Consider the following 19668-nt stretch of genomic DNA (forward strand, 5'->3'; position numbering starts at 1 on the left):
ACGGCTCGGCTATCGGACACCGGCACAGGTATTCCTGGGGGAATACTCAGGAGCCCTGGATACCGCAGGTGCTGCACTTATTGCTTGAATTCAGCAATCAAAGGAACTTGAGTAGCATCGAAAGGGTTGCTCACGCCGGCGGCGGGTATAACGGAAAAACTTATACCAACTCAATAGAAGCACTTGAATACAATAAGGAAAATTACTCTCTCTTCGAGGTTGACTTATCGTGGACATCAGATGATGAGCTTGTTTGTATTCATGACTGGGGCAATAGTTTTGAACGCTCATTTGGAATTAATACTGAGTCGGCTGTTTCATTGAATGAATTCATTACTTTGGTTTCCGGTAAGTCGGATGTTGAAAAATGTACGCTCACATCGCTTGCTCACTGGATGGAAAAAAATCCAGGAGACAGAATTGTCACTGATGTAAAGGAAAGAAACGCTAACGCACTAAAGTTAATAGCCGAACGCTACCCGGAGCTTAAAAACAGATTTGTTCCACAAGTGTATCAGCCAACAGAATATTATATGGCCAGAATGTTGGGTTTTGATAATGTTATATGGACATTGTATCGATTCCGTGGCGACAACGAATCTATTCTAAGTCATTTGAAAAACATGGATTTGTATGGATTGACAATGCCGCGTGGCAAAGTTGACGCTGGTTTGGCTAAGCAGGCCTTTGATGAAAGGGGGGTTCGCAGCTACGTTCATACAATAAATAGTGTCGATGAGTATCTGAAGTACTTGAATCTGGGAGCCTCTGAAATTTATACTGACTGGCTACATTAATGTAAAGATTGTGCTAAAAAATTGCTTGGCGATAGGCGAAAAATGGAATTATGCGGATTTTCCGGGGTTAGTAGTTACGGCTAAGTGTTGTCTATGTCCCGTTGATCGCAAATTTACTAGCGCGTCGATTAGGGTGTAATCAACCAAGCGCGAGTATGGTAGATCGTTGCTAGGCTCTCAGTGAGCTAGGTCAAAGTGTAAAAGGCCCCGGTACTTGGGGCCTGCCTTATGTAATCTTCACCATGCCACCTCCTCGATCCCCTCCCGATCCTCAGCCTCGAGGGCGGCCTTGATGGTGTCCTTGCAATCCCAGCTCTGCTGGTAGATCCCCTCGATGTGCGCCAGGGCGTCGAGCGTCATGGCGTCCATCTGTTCGGGGGTGATCATGCGGGTGACGTTGGACTGGCCGCGGAATGGCATCACCGGGTCGGTGACGCCATCGGCGATCAGTCGTTGTGCTTTGCTGGAGAGCCCTAGCAGGTTGATCTGGTCCTGGGGGCGGGTCTGCACTACGTCTGGCTCGCCGGCGATGTCGTAGGGCAAGCCAGTGGCGAAGGCCTGGTCGCGGGCGGTGTCGATCTCACTGCGCTTGCGCGCGGCGAGGGTATCGAGATCTATCGGGGGGATCGGCACCCAAGTTGGGCGGCCGTTCTCGTCGGCGCCACGTTGCATGCCCTCGGGAGGCTCCCCTATGTAGATAGCATGATCCGACTTTGACACCTCTATGGTGTCAGAGGGCCAAGAGCCGGACCTCTGATAATCTGAACGAAGGCTTTTCGGATAAAAAGCGTTTGTTGATGCGCTGAAATAAATCATTAATACCCCCAGGCGAAATACGCGCCACCTTCAGCGCTAATATTCGTGTGCATTGTGAAGCCTGTTGTTGACTTGTTTGTCTGCCCCCACATAGCTCCCCCAGTGCCTGAGGCCCATCCTTGGTCAAAGCTGGTGACATTAATAATGGCTGTTGGAAATGCGATAGGGAAAGTCACAGGGCGACTGGTAGAACCGACGCCGGTGACACCCCACTGGAAAATAAGTCCGCCCAACCAGCTAGGGAAAATGATGTAGCCGGTGCCGCCTAGAGAGTAATCCACCCCCCACCGCAGCTTTTTTGGCGTCACCGCCGTGGTGTCATCCGTGCCTTCATCGACTTGGGTTGTAGTTGCCACCTTGAGCATGCCGGCAACCGATTCTGTCGCCTGCTTTACCCATTGAACGGCCCAATTCTTTAGCTTCTTTGGTGTGACGAAGCGTCCATCATCGGTGCCGGCATCTGTTTCAGTCTGGGTGGCGATCTCTGACATACCCTGGGCCGCTTCGGTGGCGGCCGGATGGTTGCGGCTTGACTCGTGCTCGGCCCGCTCCTGGTCGACATATTCCCGGGTCGCGAGCACCACGGACGGATCGACCTTGAGGGTGACGGCGGCGGTGTCGCTGACCTCGAGCACGAAGCGCACGGTCTGGGTGCGCGAGCTGCCCTCGGCGAGCACCGGCTTGTAGGTCTCGGGGTAGTTGCCGATACCAATCAGGTCGCCGTCGACGTCGAAGATGCCAATCTCGCGGATGGTCCAGCCGCCGACGTCGGGCGGCAGCACCTGCTCGACCACGATCCAGCTGGGATTGTCGGGGTCGGTGGTGCTGGTGTTGATCGGCGCGCGGCGGACCTCGTTGACCAAGGCCGTGGCGCTGCTGTCGGGTGTGGGCAGGCTGCCCCCGCCGTCGCCGACGGCGAGCTCGGTGATGTCGATGGTGCTGCCCAGGGCGACGGCGTTGGCCAGCTTGGCCTGACCGACGTCGGTGAGCAGGGTGTAGAACTGGGCCATGTGGGTCTCCTGTGGTGTGACGATCCTGGCCGATCAGGGCTGCGGGTAGACGGTGGCGATGTCGGTGCTGTCGGTGGCGATGCCCAGGTAGAACATGCCGGTCACCTCGCTCTCTTCGGCGACGAAGGGATAGACGGCGGTGACGTCACCGTCGTACATGGCGCTGCCGAGGTAGACGACGCCCTGGCTCTCGCCGGCGATGTCCAGGGCGGTGATGTGGCGGGTGAGGGGCTTGGCGTCATCGACCAGGCGCTCGAGCTCGGTGTACATGGCATCGGTAATGCCGGTGTCGAGCACGCCGATCTTGAGCGCGAAGGTGCCGGGCGTGCCTTCGGGGCTCGTCTCCCACCACTCGATGACCTCGAGGAGGTAGCCGAGCGGCTCGACGACCCGGCGCAGGGCCGAGATCGTGCCCTTGCGCTGGTGGACGTAGAACGCAGAGGCGATCACCTCGCGCCTGGCTGCCTCGGTCCAGGCGGGGTCCCAGCGGTCCACCGAGAAGGCCCAGGCCAGGTAGGGAAGCAGCCGGGCCGGGCAGGTGGCGGGGTGCCAGAGTTGGCGCAGCTCTACCGGGACGCGCTGGATCTCGGCCAGGGCCTCGGCCGCGGCGCGCTCCAGGGGTGTGCCGTTGGGCGGCAGCAGCGGGCGGCGCGTGTCACTCATCGCTGCCCCCGATCACCACGGTGGTGCCGGTGCAGTGGGCGGCCTGGGTATCATCGAGCACCACGTCGGCGGCGGGGGCGGCGAGCTCCACCCGCTGCACCCCCTCCACATGCAGGGCGGCATGGAGGGCCGAGAGGCGGATGTCGCGGCCCAGGCGCCGCTGGGTGCCGACGTAGGCGTCCAGGGCGGCCTCGGCCGCCTCGAGGATGGGTTCCTGTTCGGGCCCCGGGTAGACGTAGAGGGTGGCGTCGACGGTATAGGGGGTGATGGTGGCCGATTGCACAGTGAGGCGGTCGCCCACCGGGCGGATGTCCTCGGCGGAGAGGGCGGCGTCGACGATGTCGATCAGCGCCTGGCTGGCGGTGCCGTCGCCCTCGGTGGAGAGCAGAGTCACCAGGGCCTCGGCGGGGTTGGGGCTGATGGCGGAGGCATCGGCCACCCGACCGTCGGCGCTCATGGCGTGGAACACATAGGCGCCGCGCGGGCCGGCGACGCTGAGGCCCTCCCAGGCCTGTTGGGCGCGCAGGCGCAGGTCCTCGTCGCTCTCGTAGGTGGGCGGTACCGGCGGGGTGGCGTCGGGGTCGCCGGCGTCGATCACCAGGCGCTCGACCTCGAAGTTGGCCACCAGCTGGTCGAGGTCATCGCCCAGGCTGTAGGCGAGCATCACCGCCTTGGCCGCCTCGTTGACGCGCTGCCGCCAGGTCAGCTCGCGGTAGGCGCTCTCCTCGAGCAGCTTGGTCAGCGGCTCGCTCTCCAGGGCGAGGGTGGCGGTGACGGCGTCGCGCTGGCTGGCCTCGACCAGGTCGAGCAGCGCCGCCTTGCGCTCGGCGAGGATCTCCTCGAAGTCGAGCGTCTCGACGATCGTGGGCGCGGGGAGCTGCGAGAGGTTGATGGTTCCGCTCATGCGACGGGCACCTCCAGGCGGATGGGCTGGCCGCCGGCGGTGGTCTGGCCGTCGATCTCGAGCACGGCGGTGCCCGGCCGTGAGGCGCTGACGCTACGGCGCACGGCGGTGACGCGCAGGCGCGGCTCCCAGCGGATCAGCGCCATGGCGGTGGCGGCGTAGACCTGCAGCATCAGGGCATCGGTGAGCGGCTGATCGATCAGCTCGGGCAGCAGGCTGCCGTAGTCGCGGCGCATGACGCGTGAGCCGAGGGGCGTGGTCAGGATGTCGCGCACGCTCTGGCGGATATGCTCGAGGCCCGCCAGGGCGCGGCCGCTGCTGGCGTTCATGCCGGTCATCAGATAACACCTCCCGTGTTGCCGCTGCCCGGCTGAACGCCGCTGTGCTGGTGGCTCGCGCTGATGTCCTTGCCGTCGCTGGTCACGGCGCCGGTGAAGGCGACATCGCCGGCGATGGTGGCGGTCTGCCCGCCGGGCTGGCTGAAGTTGCCGTTCAGGGTCAGGTTGCCGTTGATCACGGTGTCGGCGTTGAGCGTGGCGCCGCCGCCGGCGGTGGCGGTGAGCGCGGCCGGGGTGGTCACGGTGACGTCGCCCTGGGCGGCGAGTGTGGCCGAGCCGGGCAGGGTGGCCTGCAGGTGGCTGGCGGCGTGGTCGTACTCGAGCACGGCGCCGTCGGGCATCACGGCGTGGAAGACGTCGGCGCTGCCGCTGGGCGCGGGGTGCTGGGTGCGGTAGAGGCCGGCCAGTACCACGGCGCTGACCATGTCGCCGCCGGGGGCGAACACCACCACCTGCTCGCCGACGGTGGGCGGCGACCAGGTGCGAGTGGTGCCGGCGCGCGCCTCGAGCCAGGGCAGCCAGGCGGTGGTGATCTCGCCGGTGGCCACGCGCACGCGGGCGCGGGCGTGGTCCACCTCGGCGACGGTGCCGAGGCGGACCAAGTTGTGGATCAGGCGCAGCAGCTCGGCGGCGCTATGCAGGGGGCGTTGGCTCATGGCGCCATCGTTGCCCCTGGGCGGGGTTGGCTCTAGCGGGGGGCGTTGTGGATGCGGACGCTACAACGTACCGCGTCGCCGGGCGGCTAGAGGGCGTCGCCGATCCGCTCGAGGATCATGTCGCGCACCACGGCGCGGTCGGCGTCGCTGTAGCCGAGCAGGCGGCGCTCGGGGTAGTCGTACCAGGGGCCGTTGCGGTCGACGTTGTCGCGCAGGCCGTACTGATGCACCCGGGCGATGCGCGCCACGCGCCCGGCGAAGCCGACGGTGGCGGCGTCGGCCATGCCGCGCCCCTTGAGGTACTTGGCCCGGCGGATCTTGGCGAACATCACGCCGCGGCGGATGGCGCCGGCCTGCTCGCGTGCCTGGGGCTTGCGGGGCGCGAAGGGCGAGCCGTCGGGGTTCTCGCCGCGCTTGATGCGCGCGGCCTGGCGCTTTCTCAGGGTGCGGGCGATGTCGCGGGCCAGCTTGCGGCGCTCGCCGGGCTCGAGGCGCTCGATCAGCGGGCCGATCCAGTCCTCGAGGGCGTCCAGGTCGTCGGTCATTGCTGCCACTCTGCTGCCAGGGTGTAGGCCTCGTCGGCGTCGACGTCGCGGATGTAGAGCTGCCAGTCGGCGGCGGCGCAGGGGTCGATATCGAACTCGGGCTGGCGGTGGTCGACGTGGATGGTGCCGGCGTCGCAGTCCACCAGGGCCACCACACGCTCGGTGAGGGTGACGTCGATGGCGAGATCCCAGCGCTGGTTGTCGAGCAGCTCGGCCTGGAAGGTCACGGCCTCCTCGGGCACCAGGTCGGGCTGGTAGCGGGACAGCCACTGCAGCAGCGGGATGATCACGGTGTCGAGCTCGCCGGCGTGGTCGGTGAGCACGATGCGCACCGGCACCAGGTACTGGTGCGAGAGGTGGGCGCCGCGGTGGAACTCGATGCTGCCGTCCTCGATGAAGGTCAACAGCCGGTCGGGGTTGCGCGAGAGGTCGGGGATGCGCGCGAGCAGGTAGGTGCGCAGCGAGTGGAGCTTCTTCATCGGGTGTCGACCTCCTCCAGGAAGCTGCCGCGCTTGCCCTTGAGGGTGCCGGCGATCTTCTCGCCGCTACGGCCGGCGATATAGCCGCCCACGCCCAGGGTCATCAGGTTCCACAGCGGCTCGGGCAGCTCGAGGTGCAGGCCGACGCCGAACATGGCGCCGAGGTAGGGGGCGAGCAGGTAGTTGTTGGCGACGATGGCGACGATGACCAGCATCAGGATCGGCCGCCAGTTGCGCTGCAGCCAGCTCTCGCCGGTGGCCTCGGCGAGCACCACCTGCATGCGCGCCTTGAGGCCGGCATCCTGCTGATCGATCAGGCGGCGCTGCAGATCGGCCTTGAGCCGGGCGGCCTGGTCCTTGTCGGTGACGGCCTGGTCGATGACCTCCATCACCGGGCCGGCGACGGTGCCGAGGATGTTGGCGATCAGGTTCATGCCACACGCTCCAGGGCGCGGGCGTGGCGCCGGTAGGCGGCATCGAGCCTGGTGTCGTAGTCGTTGCGCTCGAAGTCGGGGCCGTTGTAGCGCCGGGCGAAGTCGCGCCAGTCGCGGTGTCGCAGGGCGGCATGCAGGGCATGGTCGGACTCGATGAAGCTCACGAAGGCCTCGAGTTGGCGGCCCTCGCTGGCCCGCATTGCCTCCTCCCAGACGCGGGCGCTGCTGTAGCCGAGGTGCTGCCAGTGGAAGCCCATGATCTGGAAAAGCCCCCAGCTGGCCGACTCGATGGCTGCCTCGGCGTGGATCTCTCCGGCACGCGCCAGGCGGCCGTGCTCGTGGGGTCCGCCCTGGTAGCCGCCGGGGTGGCGGTTGACCAGGTTGGGGGTGCGGCTCTCCCAGGGCTTGGGGCTGATGCCGTGGTGCTCGAGGCGTCGGCGCATGATGTGGCGCTCGAAGAGGATCACCGGGGCGCCGTTTCTCGGCCCGCCGTGATGGAAGCCGACCCCGCGGGACTCGACCTCGTTGACGGCCATCATGGCGGCGAGCTCGACCTCGAGCGTCTCGGCGGCACCGACCAGGTCCGCCTGGCGCAGCGCCTTGGGGTCGCGGCCCTGCTGCAGGGCGCGCTGGGTCTTGCGGCCGGCGAGGCCGTCGATGACCAGGCCCTGCTCGCGCTGGAAGGCGCGCACGGCGGTCTCGGTGGCGGGGCCATAGATGCCGTCGGCGGTGAGGCCGAAGCCGCGCCGTCTCAGGTCGTTCTGCAGGCGTTCGACGGCGGGGCCGGTACTTCCGTAGTGCAGGGTCATGGGCGGCTTTCCTCCTCGAGCTGACTGACGCGGCCATCGAGCCGAGTAATGCGGTCTTGAAGGGTGCCGATCTCGCGGCTGGCATCAGCCTTGCGGTAGTAGAGGTCGCTCCAGTCGCGAAGGTCGCGGCGCAGGCTAGAGATCTGCTCTCCCTGGTAGACCAGGCGTTCGCGCAGCACGGCGGTGTGCTCGCCGAGCGTGACCAGCTTGAGTCCCGCCCAGGCGAGCAGGGCGACCAGGGTGAGCTGGATGCCGGTCTGCAGGTGGCGTTCAAAGAGGGAAGAAGTCACGGTGCTTTCCGCCATGCAGTCCTCATGTCAGGTCCAGAGTTGGACGGTGTCGACCACGGCAGCCGTCGGCGGCTCTTCCGGCAGCTCGACCAGGGTGCCGTGGGGAAGGATCGACCCGAGCTCGGCGAGCCCGGGGTTCAATTCGAGCGCCTGCTCGGTGACGCCGGCGGTGCTGCCGAGCACGCGATAGCAGAGCGCGTCCAGGGTCTCGCCCTGGTGGGTGCGCACGGTGGGCACTAGATCAGCTCCACGGTGGTGTGGCGCTCGTGGAGGATCTCGGCCACGGCCCAGCGGGCGTCGCGGCGGTAGTCGTCGGCGGCCAGGTCCTTGGCCTCGCCGCGCTCGTCGCCTTCCCCGGTGGCGCTGTAGTCGCGGTAGCGCTCCATCAAGCTGGCCATGGCGGTGGCGTAGAGGGCGCGCCGGTAGAGCAGGACGTAGTGTCCGTCGGCGGCCCAGCTCGGGGCGGCGACGTCATTGACGCTGGTCGCGCCGTCGTCCTGGCGGGCCTGCTGCCAGTCGGCGAGCTGGCGGTTGACGTCGGCGAGGGCGACGCCCAGGGCGTGGGTGAGGCGCGGCTCGGTCACGGTGCCGTCGACGCGCTCGGCATCGCGGAAGGCGGCGGGGTCGATGTCGGGCCAGAAGCCGTTGTTGACGAGCGCATCCGGCGGGGTGGTGGTCTCACCGGTGTCGTAGGAGATCAGTGACGACATGGCCGGGCCTCAAGGTGAAGGAAGGGGGTGGGCCGGGATCGACGAGATGGGACCGTGGTCCGCTCTCCCCCGGCGCCCCCTTGGCGTCGGCGTGCGACTCGGTGGCGTCAGGCCGGGGCGTTGCCCTGGCCGGTGGCGTTCTGGTGCTTCAGCTCGCGCTCGAGGCGCTCGATGTCCTTCTTGACGCCGGCGCGATCGTTGAGCTGCAGGGCGCGGCGCAGGTGCTCGAGGGCGTCGTCCAGGTGGCCGCCCTTGTCGCGGTAGGCGTAGCCCAGCGCCTTGTGCAGCTTGGCGCGGATCTGGTCGTGCATGTCGGCGTCGGCGGTCAGGGCCTCGGCGCGCGAGAGGTGCATGACCAGCTCGGCAGCGACCAGGGGCAGGGCGTCGCCCTCGGTGGCCTCGAGCCGGGCCAGCGCTTCCTCGGCCGTCTGCTCGGCGACGATCGAGGCGGTGTCGCGCTCGAAGCGGTCGGGGGTGTCCAGGCCGTAGCGCAGGGCGTACTCGGCGACCTCGATGCCGCCGGCAAGATCCCCAACGTCGAGGCGCCACAGCATCACGGTCATCAGCACGTCGTCAGCGGCGCCGTTGCCGCCCTCGAGCACGCCGGCCACGTAGGCCTCGAACTCGGGCAGCAGCTCGCGCTTCTTCTCGACCTTGGCCTCGAGGCTCTTGATGCCCTTGAGGGTGCGGCGGGCCTCCCAAAGGGCGGCGGCGTGCAGCTCATACTGCTCGCCGGTCTGGGCGGCGCGGGGATCGGCGGCCCCCGCCGCCTGGGCGGCGGTGGCTCGCTGGAAGTGCCGACGGGCGGGGCTGAGCTTGGGCGCCTTGCGCTCGGGCGCTTTCTGTTCGTGCCGGGTCTGGTCGGTCATGGGCCCACTCCTTAGATGAAGTTGATGTTCTCGACCAGGCAGCCGAAGCCGTAGTCCTCGACGACGTAGGCGTCGTTGGAGGACTCGTAGTTCTCGACCCGCTTACGCTCGGGCTTGTCCTTGATGTAGCGGCGGCGGCTGCCCTGCTGCCAGTAAAGCGAGAGGTTCTCCAGGCTGGTTACGAAGATCATGCCGTCGGGCACGAAGGGCGCGCGCACCGCCTGCAGGCCGCCGACGCGCTTCTGACTGACGAGCATGTCCAGCGCCTGGGCCTCGGAGGGCGTGCCGGCGTGGGTGCTGATCAGCGGGAAGTACTTATCGGCGAGCAGCTTGCGGCCCATGATCGCCACCAGGTCGGTGGACTCGCGGTACCAAGGCTCGACCATCTCGTTGACGGCGTCGAAGACCAGGGCGTCGAGGTTCTCGTAGTCGCCGCCGCTGCCGACGGTGACCTGGCCGGAAGAGGCCACCACCTCGGTGAGCACCCGGGCCGGGGCATCGGTGCGGTACTTCTGCAGCCAGCCGATGTTGACGTCCTGGAGCAGCGGGTTGGTAACGCGATCGGTGGCCACGGCGGCGCTGGTGCCGTTGAAGCCGATCATGATGCGGTCCAGCGCCTGCTGGCGAACGATGGCGTTGCGCACGCGGGTCTGGAAGTCGGCGAACTTGGCCCAGGCGTCGAGCTTGGACCAGGGCAGGAAGGTGTCGAACTCGGTGGAGACGCACTCGTAGCCGTTGGCCTCCAGGGTGGATAGGTCGCGCGGGCTGCGATCGTTGAGGGAGACGTCGGTGCGGCCGGCGATCGGACCGGAGACGCCGAGGCCGAGTTTCTCGCCCTTGAGCTCGTCGACGCCGACCATGTTGATGCGGCCGAGGAATTCGCTGGACTCCTGGATCTTGGATTCCAGGGTCTGCTGCACGCTGGGCTCCACGGCGAAGCTCTCGGCGGCGCTGGGCACGCCGGAAAGCTGGGCCACGCGGGAGAGCAGGGCGTTGAAGTTCTTGCGGGTATCGTTGCGCATGGGCGGCGGTCCTTAGCAGTCGGTCAGCATGGCGTTCCCGCCGCCGGTGGCGGGGGCGCGGGGCGGGGTGGTCGGTTCGTTGTCGAGCGCGGTGTAGAGCTCGTCGAGGCGGCGCTGCGTCTCGGCGTGGGCGGTCTGCAGCTCGGCGAAGGCCTCGGCGCTGGGGCGTCCGGCGAGATCGGCGGCCAGGGCCTGGTGCTTCTGCACAAAGAGCTCGAGGGTCTGCTCGAGTTCGCTGCGGAAGGCGGCGAAGCCGGCATCGGTCTTGGCGTCGTGCTTCTTGAACAGCGCCTTGACGCGATCGGCGAGGCTCGGGCCCTTGTCGGCCGGGGGCGTGTCGTCTGCCTGCTCGGAGAAGTCGAGCTCGGTCTCCAGGGCGGCGGTGAAGACGTTGTGCGCCGACTGCTTGCGGGCGGCCAACGGCGAGTTTTCGCCCTGCTGGGCGCTGAAAGAGAGCATGTCGGTGCCGAGGCTCGCCGGGGAATCGGTGACGGCCAGGCCGACCAGGTAGGCCTCGCCGGTGTCGGCGAACTCGGGATCCACCTCGATGGAGGTGTAGACCTTCTGGCGCTCCTGGTTCATCTGCTTGAGCCGGTCGGTAGGGTCGATCTCGGCGAACAGTGCGAGCTTGCCGTCGACCTCGCGGGCCTCGAGCTTGGTGACGTCGCCCAGGGCGGGGAAGGGGCCGTCGGCGAACATGCCGCGCATGTGCTCCATCCAGACGCGGGCACCGTAAACGGCGGGGTCGAAATTCTTGGCCATCTGCTCGATCCACTCGCGTGAGATCTTGCGGCCGTCGGTGGTGGCGCCTTCTGTGGCGATCCGGAACATGGCGGAGGCCTCTGCTGGTTGCTCGGCGGTACGTTGCCGTCAGGTTCCGCGCGGCCGGTCATGGCCTCAACGTTGTGGCGTTGTAGGCGCCTTATCCACAACGCGCCCGGCCGTGGGCGATTCGCGCGCGCGGTTAGGCTGGCGGCATGACGACGATGCCTGCCGACACCCTCGATTCACCGCGTGTGACCGCCCGCCATCTCTACTGGCAGGGGTGGCGCGTGGCGCGTATTGCCGAGTTCCTGGGCGAGAAGCCGCCCACCGTGCACAGCTGGAAACAGCGCGATGGCTGGGACGAGGCCTCGCCCAGCCAGCGGGTGGAGGGCGCGCTCGAGGCGCGGCTGGTGCAGCTGATCAGCAAGGAGGGCAAGGAGGGCAAGGACTTCAAGGAGATCGACCTGCTGGGCCGGCAGATCGAGCGCCTGGCGCGGGTGCACAAGTACGAGGCGACCGGCCGCGAGGCGGACCTCAACCCCAACATCAACGCGCGCAACGAGGCGCCGCGGCGCAAGCAGCGGCGCAACTTCCTCGACGAGGAGCAGATCGAGCAGCTGCGCGCGGCCTTCCTGGATACGTGCTTTCAGTACCAGCTGGACTGGTACGAGGCGGGCCAGAAACACCGCATCCGCAACATCCTCAAGAGCCGCCAGATCGGCGCGACCTTCTTCTTCGCCCGCGAGGCGATCGTCGATGCCTTCGAGCAGGGCCGCAACAAGATCTTCCTCTCGGCCTCGAAGGCGCAGGCGCACATCTTCAAGAACTACATCGTCCAGTTCGTGAAGGAGGTGTGCGACGTCGAGCTCAAGGGCGACCCCCTGGTGCTGGACAACGGCGCCGAGCTGCACTTCCTGGGCACCAACTCGAAGACCGCCCAGGGCTATCACGGCGACGTCTACCTCGACGAGTACTTCTGGATCGGCCGCTTCGCCGAGTTCCGCAAGGTCACCAGCGGCATGGCGATGCACAAGAAATGGCGCCAGACCTACTTCTCGACGCCCTCGAGCATCGGTCACGAGGCCTATCCGTTCTGGACCGGGGAGATGTTCAACAAGCGGCGCAAGAAGGCCGACCGTCAGGCCTTCGACGTCAGCCGCGAGGCGCTCGCCGGCGGCAAGCTGTGCCCCGACGGCCAGTGGCGCCAGATCGTCACCGTGGAGGACGCCATCGCCGGCGGCTGCGATCTCTTCGACCTCGAGCAGCTGCGCCTGGAGTACAGCGAGGACGAGTTCGCGAACCTGCTGATGTGCGAGTTCGTCGACGATAGCCAGAGCGCCTTCCCGCTGGCGATGGTGCACCCGTGCATGGTCGACAGCTGGGAAGTGTGGGACGACTACCGGCCCTTCGCGCCGCGCCCGGTGGGCGAGCGCGGGGTGTGGCTCGGCTACGACCCGACCGGCACCGGCGAGGATGGCGACGGCGCCGGCCTGGTGGTGGTGCTACCCTCGCGTAGCGCCGAGGAACCGCACCGGATACTGGAGCGCCACCGGCTCAAGGGCCAGGACTACGAGGCGCAGGCGGCATTCATCCGCAGCTTCGAGGCGCGCTACCAGATCGATCACATCGGCATCGACGTCAGCGGGCTGGGCGAGGCGGTGGCCGAGCACGTCGAGAAGTGGTTCCCCACCGTGGCGCGCTACCAGTACAGCCCCGACGTGAAGAGCCGCATGGTGATGCAGGCCCAGCAGATCATGCGCAAGGGGCGCCTCGAGTTCGACGCCGGCTGGTCGGATCTCGCCCAGTCGTTCATGGCCATCAAGCGCGAGCTGACCGCCTCGGGCCGCCAGTTCACCTACACCAGCGGGCGCAGCCAGGCGACCGGCCACGCCGACCTGGCCTGGGCCACCATGCACGCCCTGCACCACGAGCCAATCGACGGCCCGGCGGAGGACGCCGGGCGATCCATGATGGAGATCTTCGAATGAGCGACACCGCCACCGACAAACCCCGCGTGCGCGTGCCGGCCTACCGGGTCGACGAGCCTGGCGCGACTGCAGCCCCGGCCGCCGCGCCGGGCCGGGCCGAGGCGTTCAGCTTCGGCGACCCCGAGCCGGTCACCAGCATGCGCGACTTCTTCTACGAAGGGCTGTGGCTCTCGGCCGACGAGTGGTACGAGCCGCCGATCCCGCTGGACGTGCTGGCCAAGAGCTACCGGGCCACCGCCCACCACGGCAGTGCCATGCAGGTGAAGCGCAACATCCTGCTGCGCACCTTCGAGCCGCACCCGCTGCTGGGCCGCCAGGCGTTCAGCGGCCTGGCCCTTGACTACCTGGTGTTCGGCAACGCCTACCTCGAGGAAGTGTTCGGCCGGCTGGGCAAGCGGCTGCCGTTTCGCCACCTGCGCAGCCGCTACATGCGCCGGGGCGGGCTCAATGCCGACCGCTACTGGTGGGTACCCAATTTCGTCGACCGGGTCGAGCTGCCGGCGGGGCGGGTGATCCACTTGCTCGAACCCGACATCGACCAGGGCATCTACGGCGTGCCGGACTACATCGGCAGCCTGCAGTCGGCCTGGCTTAACGAGAGCGCCACCCTGTTCCGACGGCGCTACTACCTCAACGGCAGCCATGCCGGCTTCATCATGTACGTCAACGATGCCGCCCATAACAAGCAGGACATCGACGCCATGCGCCAGGCACTCAAGGACAGCAAGGGCCCCGGCAACTTCCGGAACCTGTTTCTCTACTCCCCCGGGGGGAAGAAGGACGGGGTCCAGGTGATCCCCGTCTCGGAGGTCGCGGCGAAGGACGAGTTCTGGAACATCAAGAACATCACCCGGGACGACCAGCTCGCCGGCCACCGGATCCCGCCGCAGCTGATGGGCATCATCCCCAGCAACACCGGCGGCTTCGGCGACGTCGAGAAGGCCGCGCGGGTATTCGTCGCCAACGAGCTCGAGCCGCTGCAGGCCGCCATGATGGAGATCAACGAGGTCGTCGGCGAAGAGGTTGTGCGCTTCCGGCCCTACTCGCTCGACGGGGAGGCCAACGGCCCGCAGCTCGATCCGACGAAGTAGCACCGCCGAGTTCCCCAGCCATCCCGATCACCAGGCCGTCCAACCGGGCGGCCTTCTCGCGCGCCCGCGCGGCAGCCTCGGCTCAGACCTTCTCCAACGAAAATCGATTCCCTCCCAGCGGTTGTAAGTCGAATACCGGTGGTTTCCCCTTCGGCCATTCCAATGCCTCTTGGCGTGCAAGCCATGACTTGATCACCGGTTCAGAAGAATCCCGAAACTCGGGACACTGGTTCCAGAACCCCGAGGTGAGCTTAAACTTGTGAGGCTGGCCATCGATGAAGACAGTGATCGATTCCCATTCAGTTAGAAAATGCAGTCGACGGTTCTTCATGCCGACTCTGATCCCGTATTGATTCTTTCCATTCGACCATGCTGTGGCCCGCATCTCAGCACCTCCAATTGCTATGTGCTCATCAAAGAAGGGTAGGTGAAGACCCTGCCGGTCACAGCCCGCCGCGCGCCGTCGACACCCCGCCCCGCCTGCGCTCTAAGTATTTTTGTTTTTATGCATGTAGGCACTATGGCCGATAGCCCGGCGGTACAGGTAGGACATCGCGACCTAAGTGCCTGTGGCGGCATGCGTTTTTATGCAAAATGGCGGCTATGGAGGTTCCCGCAGCGCTTGCGGGCCAATCTGAGAAGGTGAGGGGGGCTCGGAAAAAGGTAACATCGGTAACTTGGCCGATTTCTGCTTGTATCTATCTGATTCTATTGATTTCTATCGTTACCTTTAAAAGGTAACAAGAGGTACTGCAAAAGGTAACGGGCTGCCAAGTCATTGATTTTAAAGGATAGAGAAATCTCTCTCTGTGACCATTCAAAAAGGTAACGCATCACCTTTTCATCACCTTTTTGTTACCTTTTGGACACCCGTTTTAACGCCTTTAATATCAAGTGCCTACGTCATTTTTCGGCATGCCATTACTTTTGTTACCTTTTTCCGAGCCCCCCACGGATTCTAGAACTGCCCCGCGCATGATGTGCACGCACGCGTCCCACACGCGCACGCATCACATCACGAAAACCAACGAGGTTCGCGAGGAGAAAAGGAAAAGTTGCTGGTAGAAATTTGGTACGTGATGGCAATGAATGCCGGAATGGCGGGGCTTAGTTCCTATCCATCATAGGCGCGACGGAGAAAGTCCTGTCCAGCGCGGGGCGCGCGGTGCCAGTATCCATGCGGGTTGTGGTTGTTGCCTTATCTGTCATAACTGTACATATTTACAGTGGTTGAGCCCTGTTTTTCGCCATGCGTTGGTACATTTTTGGCACACGGGGCCGTGGCAATTTGGTACATCGGGAGGTTCGCGTGGCGACGATCAGGAAGCGTCGGCGAAAGGACGGCAGTTTCTCATACCTAGCCCAGATCCGCATCGCCCGCCGTGGGCAACCAGACCACTCTGAGTCGCGGACGTTCCCCAGGAAGGCGATGGCAGAGGAGTGGGCCAAGCGCCGCGAGCTCGAGCTCAGCAGCCCCGGCGGCATTCTCTCGGCGAAGTGGCGCGGCGTGACCTTGGACGATGCCATCGAGCGCTACCTGCATGAGTTCGCCCAGGATGCCGGCCGCTCCAAGCGGGCGACGATCAAGCAGATGCAACGTTTTCCGATCGCTCGGGTGAAGGTCACCGAGCTGACCAGCGAGCAGGTCATCGAGCACGCGGTGATGCGCCGGAGCAGTGGGATCAAGCCCTCGACCATCAACCAGGACATCACCTGGCTCGGCATCATCCTCAAGACCGCGGTGGCCGCCTGGAAGATGCCGGTGGACCTTGGCGAGTTCGAATCGGCCAAGCTGCTGATGCGCAGCAAGGGGCTGGTCTCGAGGCCGGGATCACGAAGCCGGCGGCCAACCGATAACGAGATCGAGCGGATCCGTGCCTATTTCCAGCGCTCGCAGCGGATCCGGCCGAGCGCGATCATCCCGATGGAAGACATCATGGACTTCGCCATCGCCTCCTCGAGGCGCCAGGAGGAGATCACCCGGCTGCTGTGGTCGGACCTGGACGAGAAGGCGATGACCTGCTGGGTGCGTGACGCCAAGCACCCCCGGCAGAAGTGGGGCAACCACAAGCGATTCAAGCTCAGCCATGAGGCCATGGCCATCATCCGTCGGCAGCCGCGGGCCCAAGGCGAAGAGCGGATCTTCCCCTACCACGGAAAGTCGATCGGCACGCGTTGGCGCGCCGCCTGCGCTGCCTGCGGCATCGAGGATCTACGCTTTCACGACCTGCGCCATGAGGCGACGTCGCGGCTGTTCGAGGCGGGGTATGAGATCGTGGAGGTGCAGCAGTTCACCCTGCATGAGAGCTGGGACGTGCTGAAACGCTATACTCACTTGCGCCCAGAGCTTCTTATTCTTCGTTGACACCACTGGTTGCCAAAGTGATAGGCATGCGATGAAGCAATGCGTTTTGCATACCCTCTGCGATCCATTCTCCTGATTGAGCGCTATAGTAGTGTTGGGCTACTCTATGCCTTCGGAAAATATCGAGCGGTAAAGGGTTTATCGCGTGAGGGTTATGGAAAACCATTAGTCCATCATGTATTTCTTCGCGGGTATTTGGTGTTTTTTCAATGCTGCGTTCAGGTGCTCCGTTTGGTCCTGATGCCCAGAGATATTGAACAATTGTTTTGTCGGATTCTTTGTCCATGGCGCAGACCTTTCCCCATGTGGCGGTGCAACTGAAAATTACTGCGCTGACCTCTTCATAAGATTTTTCATTAAAGAGCCCAAGATTTATTTTTGCGCCATTCTCTTTTTTTATGCTTGACACATTGATCTTGGGTGGACCATAGGGGAACTTTTCAGGGTTTTCAAGGAAGCTGGCTTCATCGATATATTCCCCACATAGTAATGCTCTAATAGGTCTGTCATATTGCAAATTAAAAAATTTTTGCTCAAAGGGGGCTATGGCTACAACGAAAGGTCTGTTGATTACCTGTGCTAGCCTGCAGTATTTTTCCCTGAATTTTGTTGTTTTTGAGTGTAGAGCGTTAGATAGTCTTACGATGGCTTCTTTGTTTATTTCTTCAGTGCTTTGTTTTTCCATTGCATCTTCTATGGTCTTCTCCCATTCATGGGCTTTACCTTTGGCTGTATTTGCGGTTGTGGCTTCTACGATGAATTCCAGCCCCCTTTTTTTTAGATAAAAATCGGGGGTGCTGTGGTCAAAGTTGATTTTTGTTTCGTAGGACTTGAAGACCGCGAAGAGGTAGATTTCCCAAAATGTTGAGTTGAATGTGGTTTGAAGCTCGGTTGTTAGTTTCCCATCTCTGTCAATGAATCCAGAGGCCCGCTCATCAAGAATTTTTCTTTGTGATTCATAGCCTGGTGTAAGGATTTTTTTGAAATTCTCATGCAGCTTTTCTTCCTCTACTACCGGCTCAAAAAGGTTAAGTTTGTTCATGGCCTTCACTTCGAGATCTGACAGTGGGTTAGAGTTTATCTTGTACCTATGATGACTTAGGTATTCACCCGCTTCCACATCTCATGCGCCTCGGCGCGCTTCTCGTCCAGGTACTTGGCGAGATCCACGGCGCTGACCAGCCAGGGCGACTTCTGCGAATCGCCGGCGCGGTAGGCCGGTACCGGCAGGGCCTGGGCGCCGGCGCGCACGCTGGCGGTGCGGGGGCTGATGCCGAAGTAGCGCGGGGCGACTTCATCGAGCGGCAGCTCGGCGCGGCCGTCGAACTCGGCGAGCAGTCCGAAGTAGGTGTTCATGCCAGGGCTCCTTGTCGGGTCTTCCAGTGGGTGAAGCGCTGCTTGATGGTGCGGAGCATTGCCGCGGCGGTGGGGTTGTGGTCGAGCTCGGCGCGGCTCTCGATCTGACAGGCGGCGCAGAGCCAGTCGCGGGCGTCCTGCTCGTTGTGGGTGCCGTCGGGTAGCTGGGCCTCGGTGAGGCCCTGCTTGTGACGCCGGCGGCGGTCCAGGTAGAGCCGGAAGGCTGGATCCTGGCAGAGCATGGCGGCTTGCCGAGCCAGCCGTCCGCCTTTCGGTGCTGGTTGAGTCATTGCCGGGCATCCTCCTGAAGCAGCTCCTCGAACACACAGGCCAGCCGGCAGCTGGGAAAGGCGATCTCGATGGTCTGATCGCTGACGCGGCGGGCCTTGCCCTGAGCGAGCGCCTGCTGGCAGCGCTGCACCTGGGCCGCATGGTGAATGCGCTCGCCAGCACCGGCGTCGCGAAGGTAGGCCCGGGCCAGCTCCACGTTGGGCGTGGCCAGGCACAGGGCCCCGAGGGCCCTGATGATGGCGTAGTCGCGCGGGTCGATGGCGTTGGCAGCGGTCATTTCAGCGGCCCCTTTTCCAGTACCTTGAGCGCCTTGCGGGCGGCGGTGGCGAACACCTTGCGGTGGCTGAGCTTCTCGGCCTGCAGCACTTCCAAGCGCAGGATCGCGCCGCTGGCCACCTCGAGGGTGTAGTCGGCGCCGTGCTCGGTGTGCATCAGCTCCATGCTGATGCGGGCATCGTCGGCGCTGGTGTGGATCAGGCTGGTGATCCGGTGGCGGGTGACGGGGTGCATGGCTCGGTCCTCCTGGTGGTGATCAGCGGCGATGCCGGGCGTGCTGTTCTCGCATGCCCTGGCACTCGATGCAGGTGGTGGCCCAAGGCGCGGCTTCGCTCCGGGCCGCGGGGATCTCGTCGCCACATTCCTCGCACTCGGTGGCGTGTACCGGTGCGGTGACCTGCAGGCGGCTGGCGAGGGCGCCCTCGAGGCGCAGTTCCATCAGCTCGGTGGCGATATCGGCGTTGTCAGCCATGGGTGGCGCCCTCCTGGTTGGCCTTTTGCTGCGCTAAGCGCGCGCGATCGGCGGCATCGACGCGCTGGCGGACCGCCTCGCGCTCTTCCTCGCCCATCAGGTCATGTAGGCTGCGGCGCTCTGGCTCCTGGCTTACGGCGATCGAGACCGCCCCTTCTTCGCTGTCCAGGGCCAGGTGGATGATGGTGTCGCCGTGCTCGATCGGCAGGGCCACCAGCTGATCGAGCTGCTCGCCGGGGAGAGCCTCGAGGATCTTCCGGGCCTTTTCCTTCGCGTTGGCGAGCTCACGCTCGGCGCGCTCAAGGAGTTCGCGATAAGTCTCGAGGGTCGAGGCCTTGGTGCTGACGTGCTGCAGGGCGTCGTAGAGATTCTGGTTCTGGAGGGTCATGACAGGCTCCTTGCGGGTTGCGGTGCTTGCTGGGCACGCCGGCTGCTTGGATGCGGCAGGCGGGCGAGGTCGATGCCGAGCTTTCGGGCGATGTGGTCGAGCCCGGCGTCGGTGAATTCGGTGCGGCCGTAGTGGGTCCAGCCGCAGATGGGGTGCCAGTAGGTGCCGGTGGCTACGATCACCAGGGCCACCCGACCGCGGTACGGGCCGGCGGGAAGGTTGTCCGGCCCGAGCACGCCGACGTCGCGTAGGCGGCGCGCCAGGGTGTTGCGGCCCAGGTTGAGCAGCGGCGCGGCCTGGTCGAGGGGGTAGGTGGGGTGATGCATGGCGATCT

Annotated in this window: 28 protein-coding genes; 4 read left to right on the forward strand and 24 right to left on the reverse strand. The window is 64.5% G+C overall.

Features of this window, described 5'->3' with window-relative positions:
• Nucleotides 1-797, forward strand: a 797-nt coding sequence (locus BM388_RS17660) for a PI-PLC domain-containing protein (RefSeq protein ID WP_217641082.1), incomplete at its 5' end; no start/stop codon positions are given.
• Between the two features lie 237 nt (nucleotides 798-1034).
• On the opposite strand, the gene BM388_RS14690 is transcribed toward BM388_RS17660, so the two are convergent.
• The 16 genes from BM388_RS14690 to BM388_RS14765 form a co-directional block, all read right to left on the reverse strand.
• Nucleotides 1035-1613: a DUF4376 domain-containing protein gene (locus tag BM388_RS14690; RefSeq protein ID WP_089851488.1), complete on the reverse strand. Its 579-nt coding sequence runs from the start codon at nucleotides 1611-1613 to the stop codon at nucleotides 1035-1037.
• A complete protein-coding gene (locus BM388_RS14695; RefSeq protein WP_089851489.1) occupies nucleotides 1613-2623 on the reverse strand; it encodes a phage tail protein in 1011 nt (336 codons plus the stop codon). Before BM388_RS14695 ends, BM388_RS14690 begins: the two co-directional genes overlap by 1 nt.
• A 33-nt stretch (nucleotides 2624-2656) precedes the next feature.
• Nucleotides 2657-3286 carry a phage tail protein I gene (locus BM388_RS14700; RefSeq protein ID WP_089851491.1) on the reverse strand — a complete coding sequence of 210 codons (630 nt, stop codon included), beginning with the start codon at nucleotides 3284-3286 and terminating at the stop codon, nucleotides 2657-2659.
• The gene (locus tag BM388_RS14705) at nucleotides 3279-4190 is read right to left on the reverse strand and encodes a baseplate assembly protein (protein ID WP_089851493.1); all 912 of its coding nucleotides are present in this window, start codon (nucleotides 4188-4190) and stop codon (nucleotides 3279-3281) included. The genes BM388_RS14700 and BM388_RS14705 overlap by 8 nt, the downstream gene beginning before the upstream one ends.
• A complete protein-coding gene (locus BM388_RS14710; protein ID WP_089851495.1) occupies nucleotides 4187-4528 on the reverse strand; it encodes a GPW/gp25 family protein in 342 nt (113 codons plus the stop codon). Before BM388_RS14710 ends, BM388_RS14705 begins: the two co-directional genes overlap by 4 nt.
• Nucleotides 4528-5184: a phage baseplate assembly protein V gene (locus tag BM388_RS14715; protein ID WP_217641083.1), complete on the reverse strand. Its 657-nt coding sequence runs from the start codon at nucleotides 5182-5184 to the stop codon at nucleotides 4528-4530. Before BM388_RS14715 ends, BM388_RS14710 begins: the two co-directional genes overlap by 1 nt.
• An 86-nt stretch (nucleotides 5185-5270) precedes the next feature.
• Nucleotides 5271-5729, reverse strand: coding sequence for a phage virion morphogenesis protein (locus tag BM388_RS14720; RefSeq protein ID WP_089851497.1), 459 nt, complete (start codon nucleotides 5727-5729; stop codon nucleotides 5271-5273).
• Complete coding sequence (locus BM388_RS14725; RefSeq protein ID WP_089851499.1) at nucleotides 5726-6208, reverse strand: phage tail protein; 483 nt, start codon at nucleotides 6206-6208, stop codon at nucleotides 5726-5728. The genes BM388_RS14720 and BM388_RS14725 overlap by 4 nt, the downstream gene beginning before the upstream one ends.
• Nucleotides 6205-6642 carry a holin family protein gene (locus tag BM388_RS14730; RefSeq protein ID WP_089851501.1) on the reverse strand — a complete coding sequence of 146 codons (438 nt, stop codon included), beginning with the start codon at nucleotides 6640-6642 and terminating at the stop codon, nucleotides 6205-6207. Before BM388_RS14730 ends, BM388_RS14725 begins: the two co-directional genes overlap by 4 nt.
• Nucleotides 6639-7451: an N-acetylmuramidase domain-containing protein gene (locus BM388_RS14735; protein WP_089851503.1), complete on the reverse strand. Its 813-nt coding sequence runs from the start codon at nucleotides 7449-7451 to the stop codon at nucleotides 6639-6641. Before BM388_RS14735 ends, BM388_RS14730 begins: the two co-directional genes overlap by 4 nt.
• Entirely contained in the window at nucleotides 7448-7756 is a 309-nt protein-coding gene (locus tag BM388_RS14740) for a hypothetical protein (protein ID WP_089851505.1), read from the reverse strand. The genes BM388_RS14735 and BM388_RS14740 overlap by 4 nt, the downstream gene beginning before the upstream one ends.
• Nucleotides 7757-7768: 12 nt before the next feature.
• Entirely contained in the window at nucleotides 7769-7978 is a 210-nt protein-coding gene (locus tag BM388_RS14745; protein WP_342714257.1) for a tail protein X, read from the reverse strand.
• The gene (locus BM388_RS14750) at nucleotides 7978-8451 is read right to left on the reverse strand and encodes a head completion/stabilization protein (RefSeq protein ID WP_089851507.1); all 474 of its coding nucleotides are present in this window, start codon (nucleotides 8449-8451) and stop codon (nucleotides 7978-7980) included. Before BM388_RS14750 ends, BM388_RS14745 begins: the two co-directional genes overlap by 1 nt.
• 107 nt (nucleotides 8452-8558) lie before the next feature.
• Nucleotides 8559-9320, reverse strand: a complete 762-nt coding sequence (gpM, locus tag BM388_RS14755; RefSeq protein ID WP_089851509.1) for a phage terminase small subunit — start codon at nucleotides 9318-9320, stop codon at nucleotides 8559-8561.
• A gap of 11 nt (nucleotides 9321-9331) precedes the next feature.
• Entirely contained in the window at nucleotides 9332-10342 is a 1011-nt protein-coding gene (locus BM388_RS14760) for a phage major capsid protein, P2 family (protein WP_089851511.1), read from the reverse strand.
• Between the two features lie 12 nt (nucleotides 10343-10354).
• Nucleotides 10355-11173 carry a GPO family capsid scaffolding protein gene (locus BM388_RS14765; RefSeq protein WP_089851513.1) on the reverse strand — a complete coding sequence of 273 codons (819 nt, stop codon included), beginning with the start codon at nucleotides 11171-11173 and terminating at the stop codon, nucleotides 10355-10357.
• A 146-nt stretch (nucleotides 11174-11319) separates the two neighbouring features.
• On the opposite strand from BM388_RS14765, the gene BM388_RS14770 reads away from it, so the two are divergent.
• The 3 genes from BM388_RS14770 to BM388_RS14780 all read left to right on the forward strand — a co-directional run bounded on the left by BM388_RS14770 (nucleotide 11320) and on the right by BM388_RS14780 (nucleotide 16551).
• On the forward strand, nucleotides 11320-13095 hold the full coding sequence (locus BM388_RS14770; protein WP_089851515.1) for a terminase large subunit domain-containing protein: 1776 nt from the start codon (nucleotides 11320-11322) through the stop codon (nucleotides 13093-13095).
• The gene (locus tag BM388_RS14775; RefSeq protein WP_089851517.1) at nucleotides 13092-14186 is read left to right on the forward strand and encodes a phage portal protein; all 1095 of its coding nucleotides are present in this window, start codon (nucleotides 13092-13094) and stop codon (nucleotides 14184-14186) included. Before BM388_RS14770 ends, BM388_RS14775 begins: the two co-directional genes overlap by 4 nt.
• 1429 nt (nucleotides 14187-15615) lie before the next feature.
• Nucleotides 15616-16551: a tyrosine-type recombinase/integrase gene (locus BM388_RS14780; protein WP_175535117.1), complete on the forward strand. Its 936-nt coding sequence runs from the start codon at nucleotides 15616-15618 to the stop codon at nucleotides 16549-16551.
• On the opposite strand, the gene BM388_RS14785 is transcribed toward BM388_RS14780, so the two are convergent.
• Genes BM388_RS14785 through BM388_RS14820 form a run of 8 tightly spaced genes read right to left on the reverse strand, consistent with a single transcriptional unit; the run spans nucleotide 16538 to nucleotide 19660 of the window.
• Nucleotides 16538-17593, reverse strand: coding sequence for a hypothetical protein (locus tag BM388_RS14785; RefSeq protein ID WP_089851521.1), 1056 nt, complete (start codon nucleotides 17591-17593; stop codon nucleotides 16538-16540). The genes BM388_RS14780 and BM388_RS14785 overlap by 14 nt on opposite strands.
• A 56-nt stretch (nucleotides 17594-17649) precedes the next feature.
• Nucleotides 17650-17907: a pyocin activator PrtN family protein gene (locus tag BM388_RS14790; RefSeq protein ID WP_089851523.1), complete on the reverse strand. Its 258-nt coding sequence runs from the start codon at nucleotides 17905-17907 to the stop codon at nucleotides 17650-17652.
• A complete protein-coding gene (locus BM388_RS14795) occupies nucleotides 17904-18197 on the reverse strand; it encodes a hypothetical protein (protein WP_089851525.1) in 294 nt (97 codons plus the stop codon). The genes BM388_RS14790 and BM388_RS14795 overlap by 4 nt, the downstream gene beginning before the upstream one ends.
• Nucleotides 18194-18475 (reverse strand): hypothetical protein, encoded by a 282-nt coding sequence (locus BM388_RS14800; protein WP_089851526.1) that lies wholly within the window; start codon nucleotides 18473-18475, stop codon nucleotides 18194-18196. The genes BM388_RS14795 and BM388_RS14800 overlap by 4 nt, the downstream gene beginning before the upstream one ends.
• Nucleotides 18472-18708: a hypothetical protein gene (locus tag BM388_RS14805; protein WP_089851528.1), complete on the reverse strand. Its 237-nt coding sequence runs from the start codon at nucleotides 18706-18708 to the stop codon at nucleotides 18472-18474. Before BM388_RS14805 ends, BM388_RS14800 begins: the two co-directional genes overlap by 4 nt.
• Before the next feature lie 22 nt (nucleotides 18709-18730).
• Nucleotides 18731-18946, reverse strand: a complete 216-nt coding sequence (locus BM388_RS14810; RefSeq protein ID WP_089851530.1) for a TraR/DksA C4-type zinc finger protein — start codon at nucleotides 18944-18946, stop codon at nucleotides 18731-18733.
• Nucleotides 18939-19334, reverse strand: coding sequence for a hypothetical protein (locus BM388_RS14815; RefSeq protein ID WP_089851532.1), 396 nt, complete (start codon nucleotides 19332-19334; stop codon nucleotides 18939-18941). Before BM388_RS14815 ends, BM388_RS14810 begins: the two co-directional genes overlap by 8 nt.
• Nucleotides 19331-19660, reverse strand: a complete 330-nt coding sequence (locus BM388_RS14820) for a hypothetical protein (protein ID WP_089851534.1) — start codon at nucleotides 19658-19660, stop codon at nucleotides 19331-19333. Before BM388_RS14820 ends, BM388_RS14815 begins: the two co-directional genes overlap by 4 nt.
• Nucleotides 19661-19668: the final 8 nt, after the last annotated feature.

The sequence above is a fragment of the Halomonas saccharevitans genome, assembly GCF_900116405.1.
GTDB lineage: Bacteria > Pseudomonadota > Gammaproteobacteria > Pseudomonadales > Halomonadaceae > Halomonas > Halomonas saccharevitans.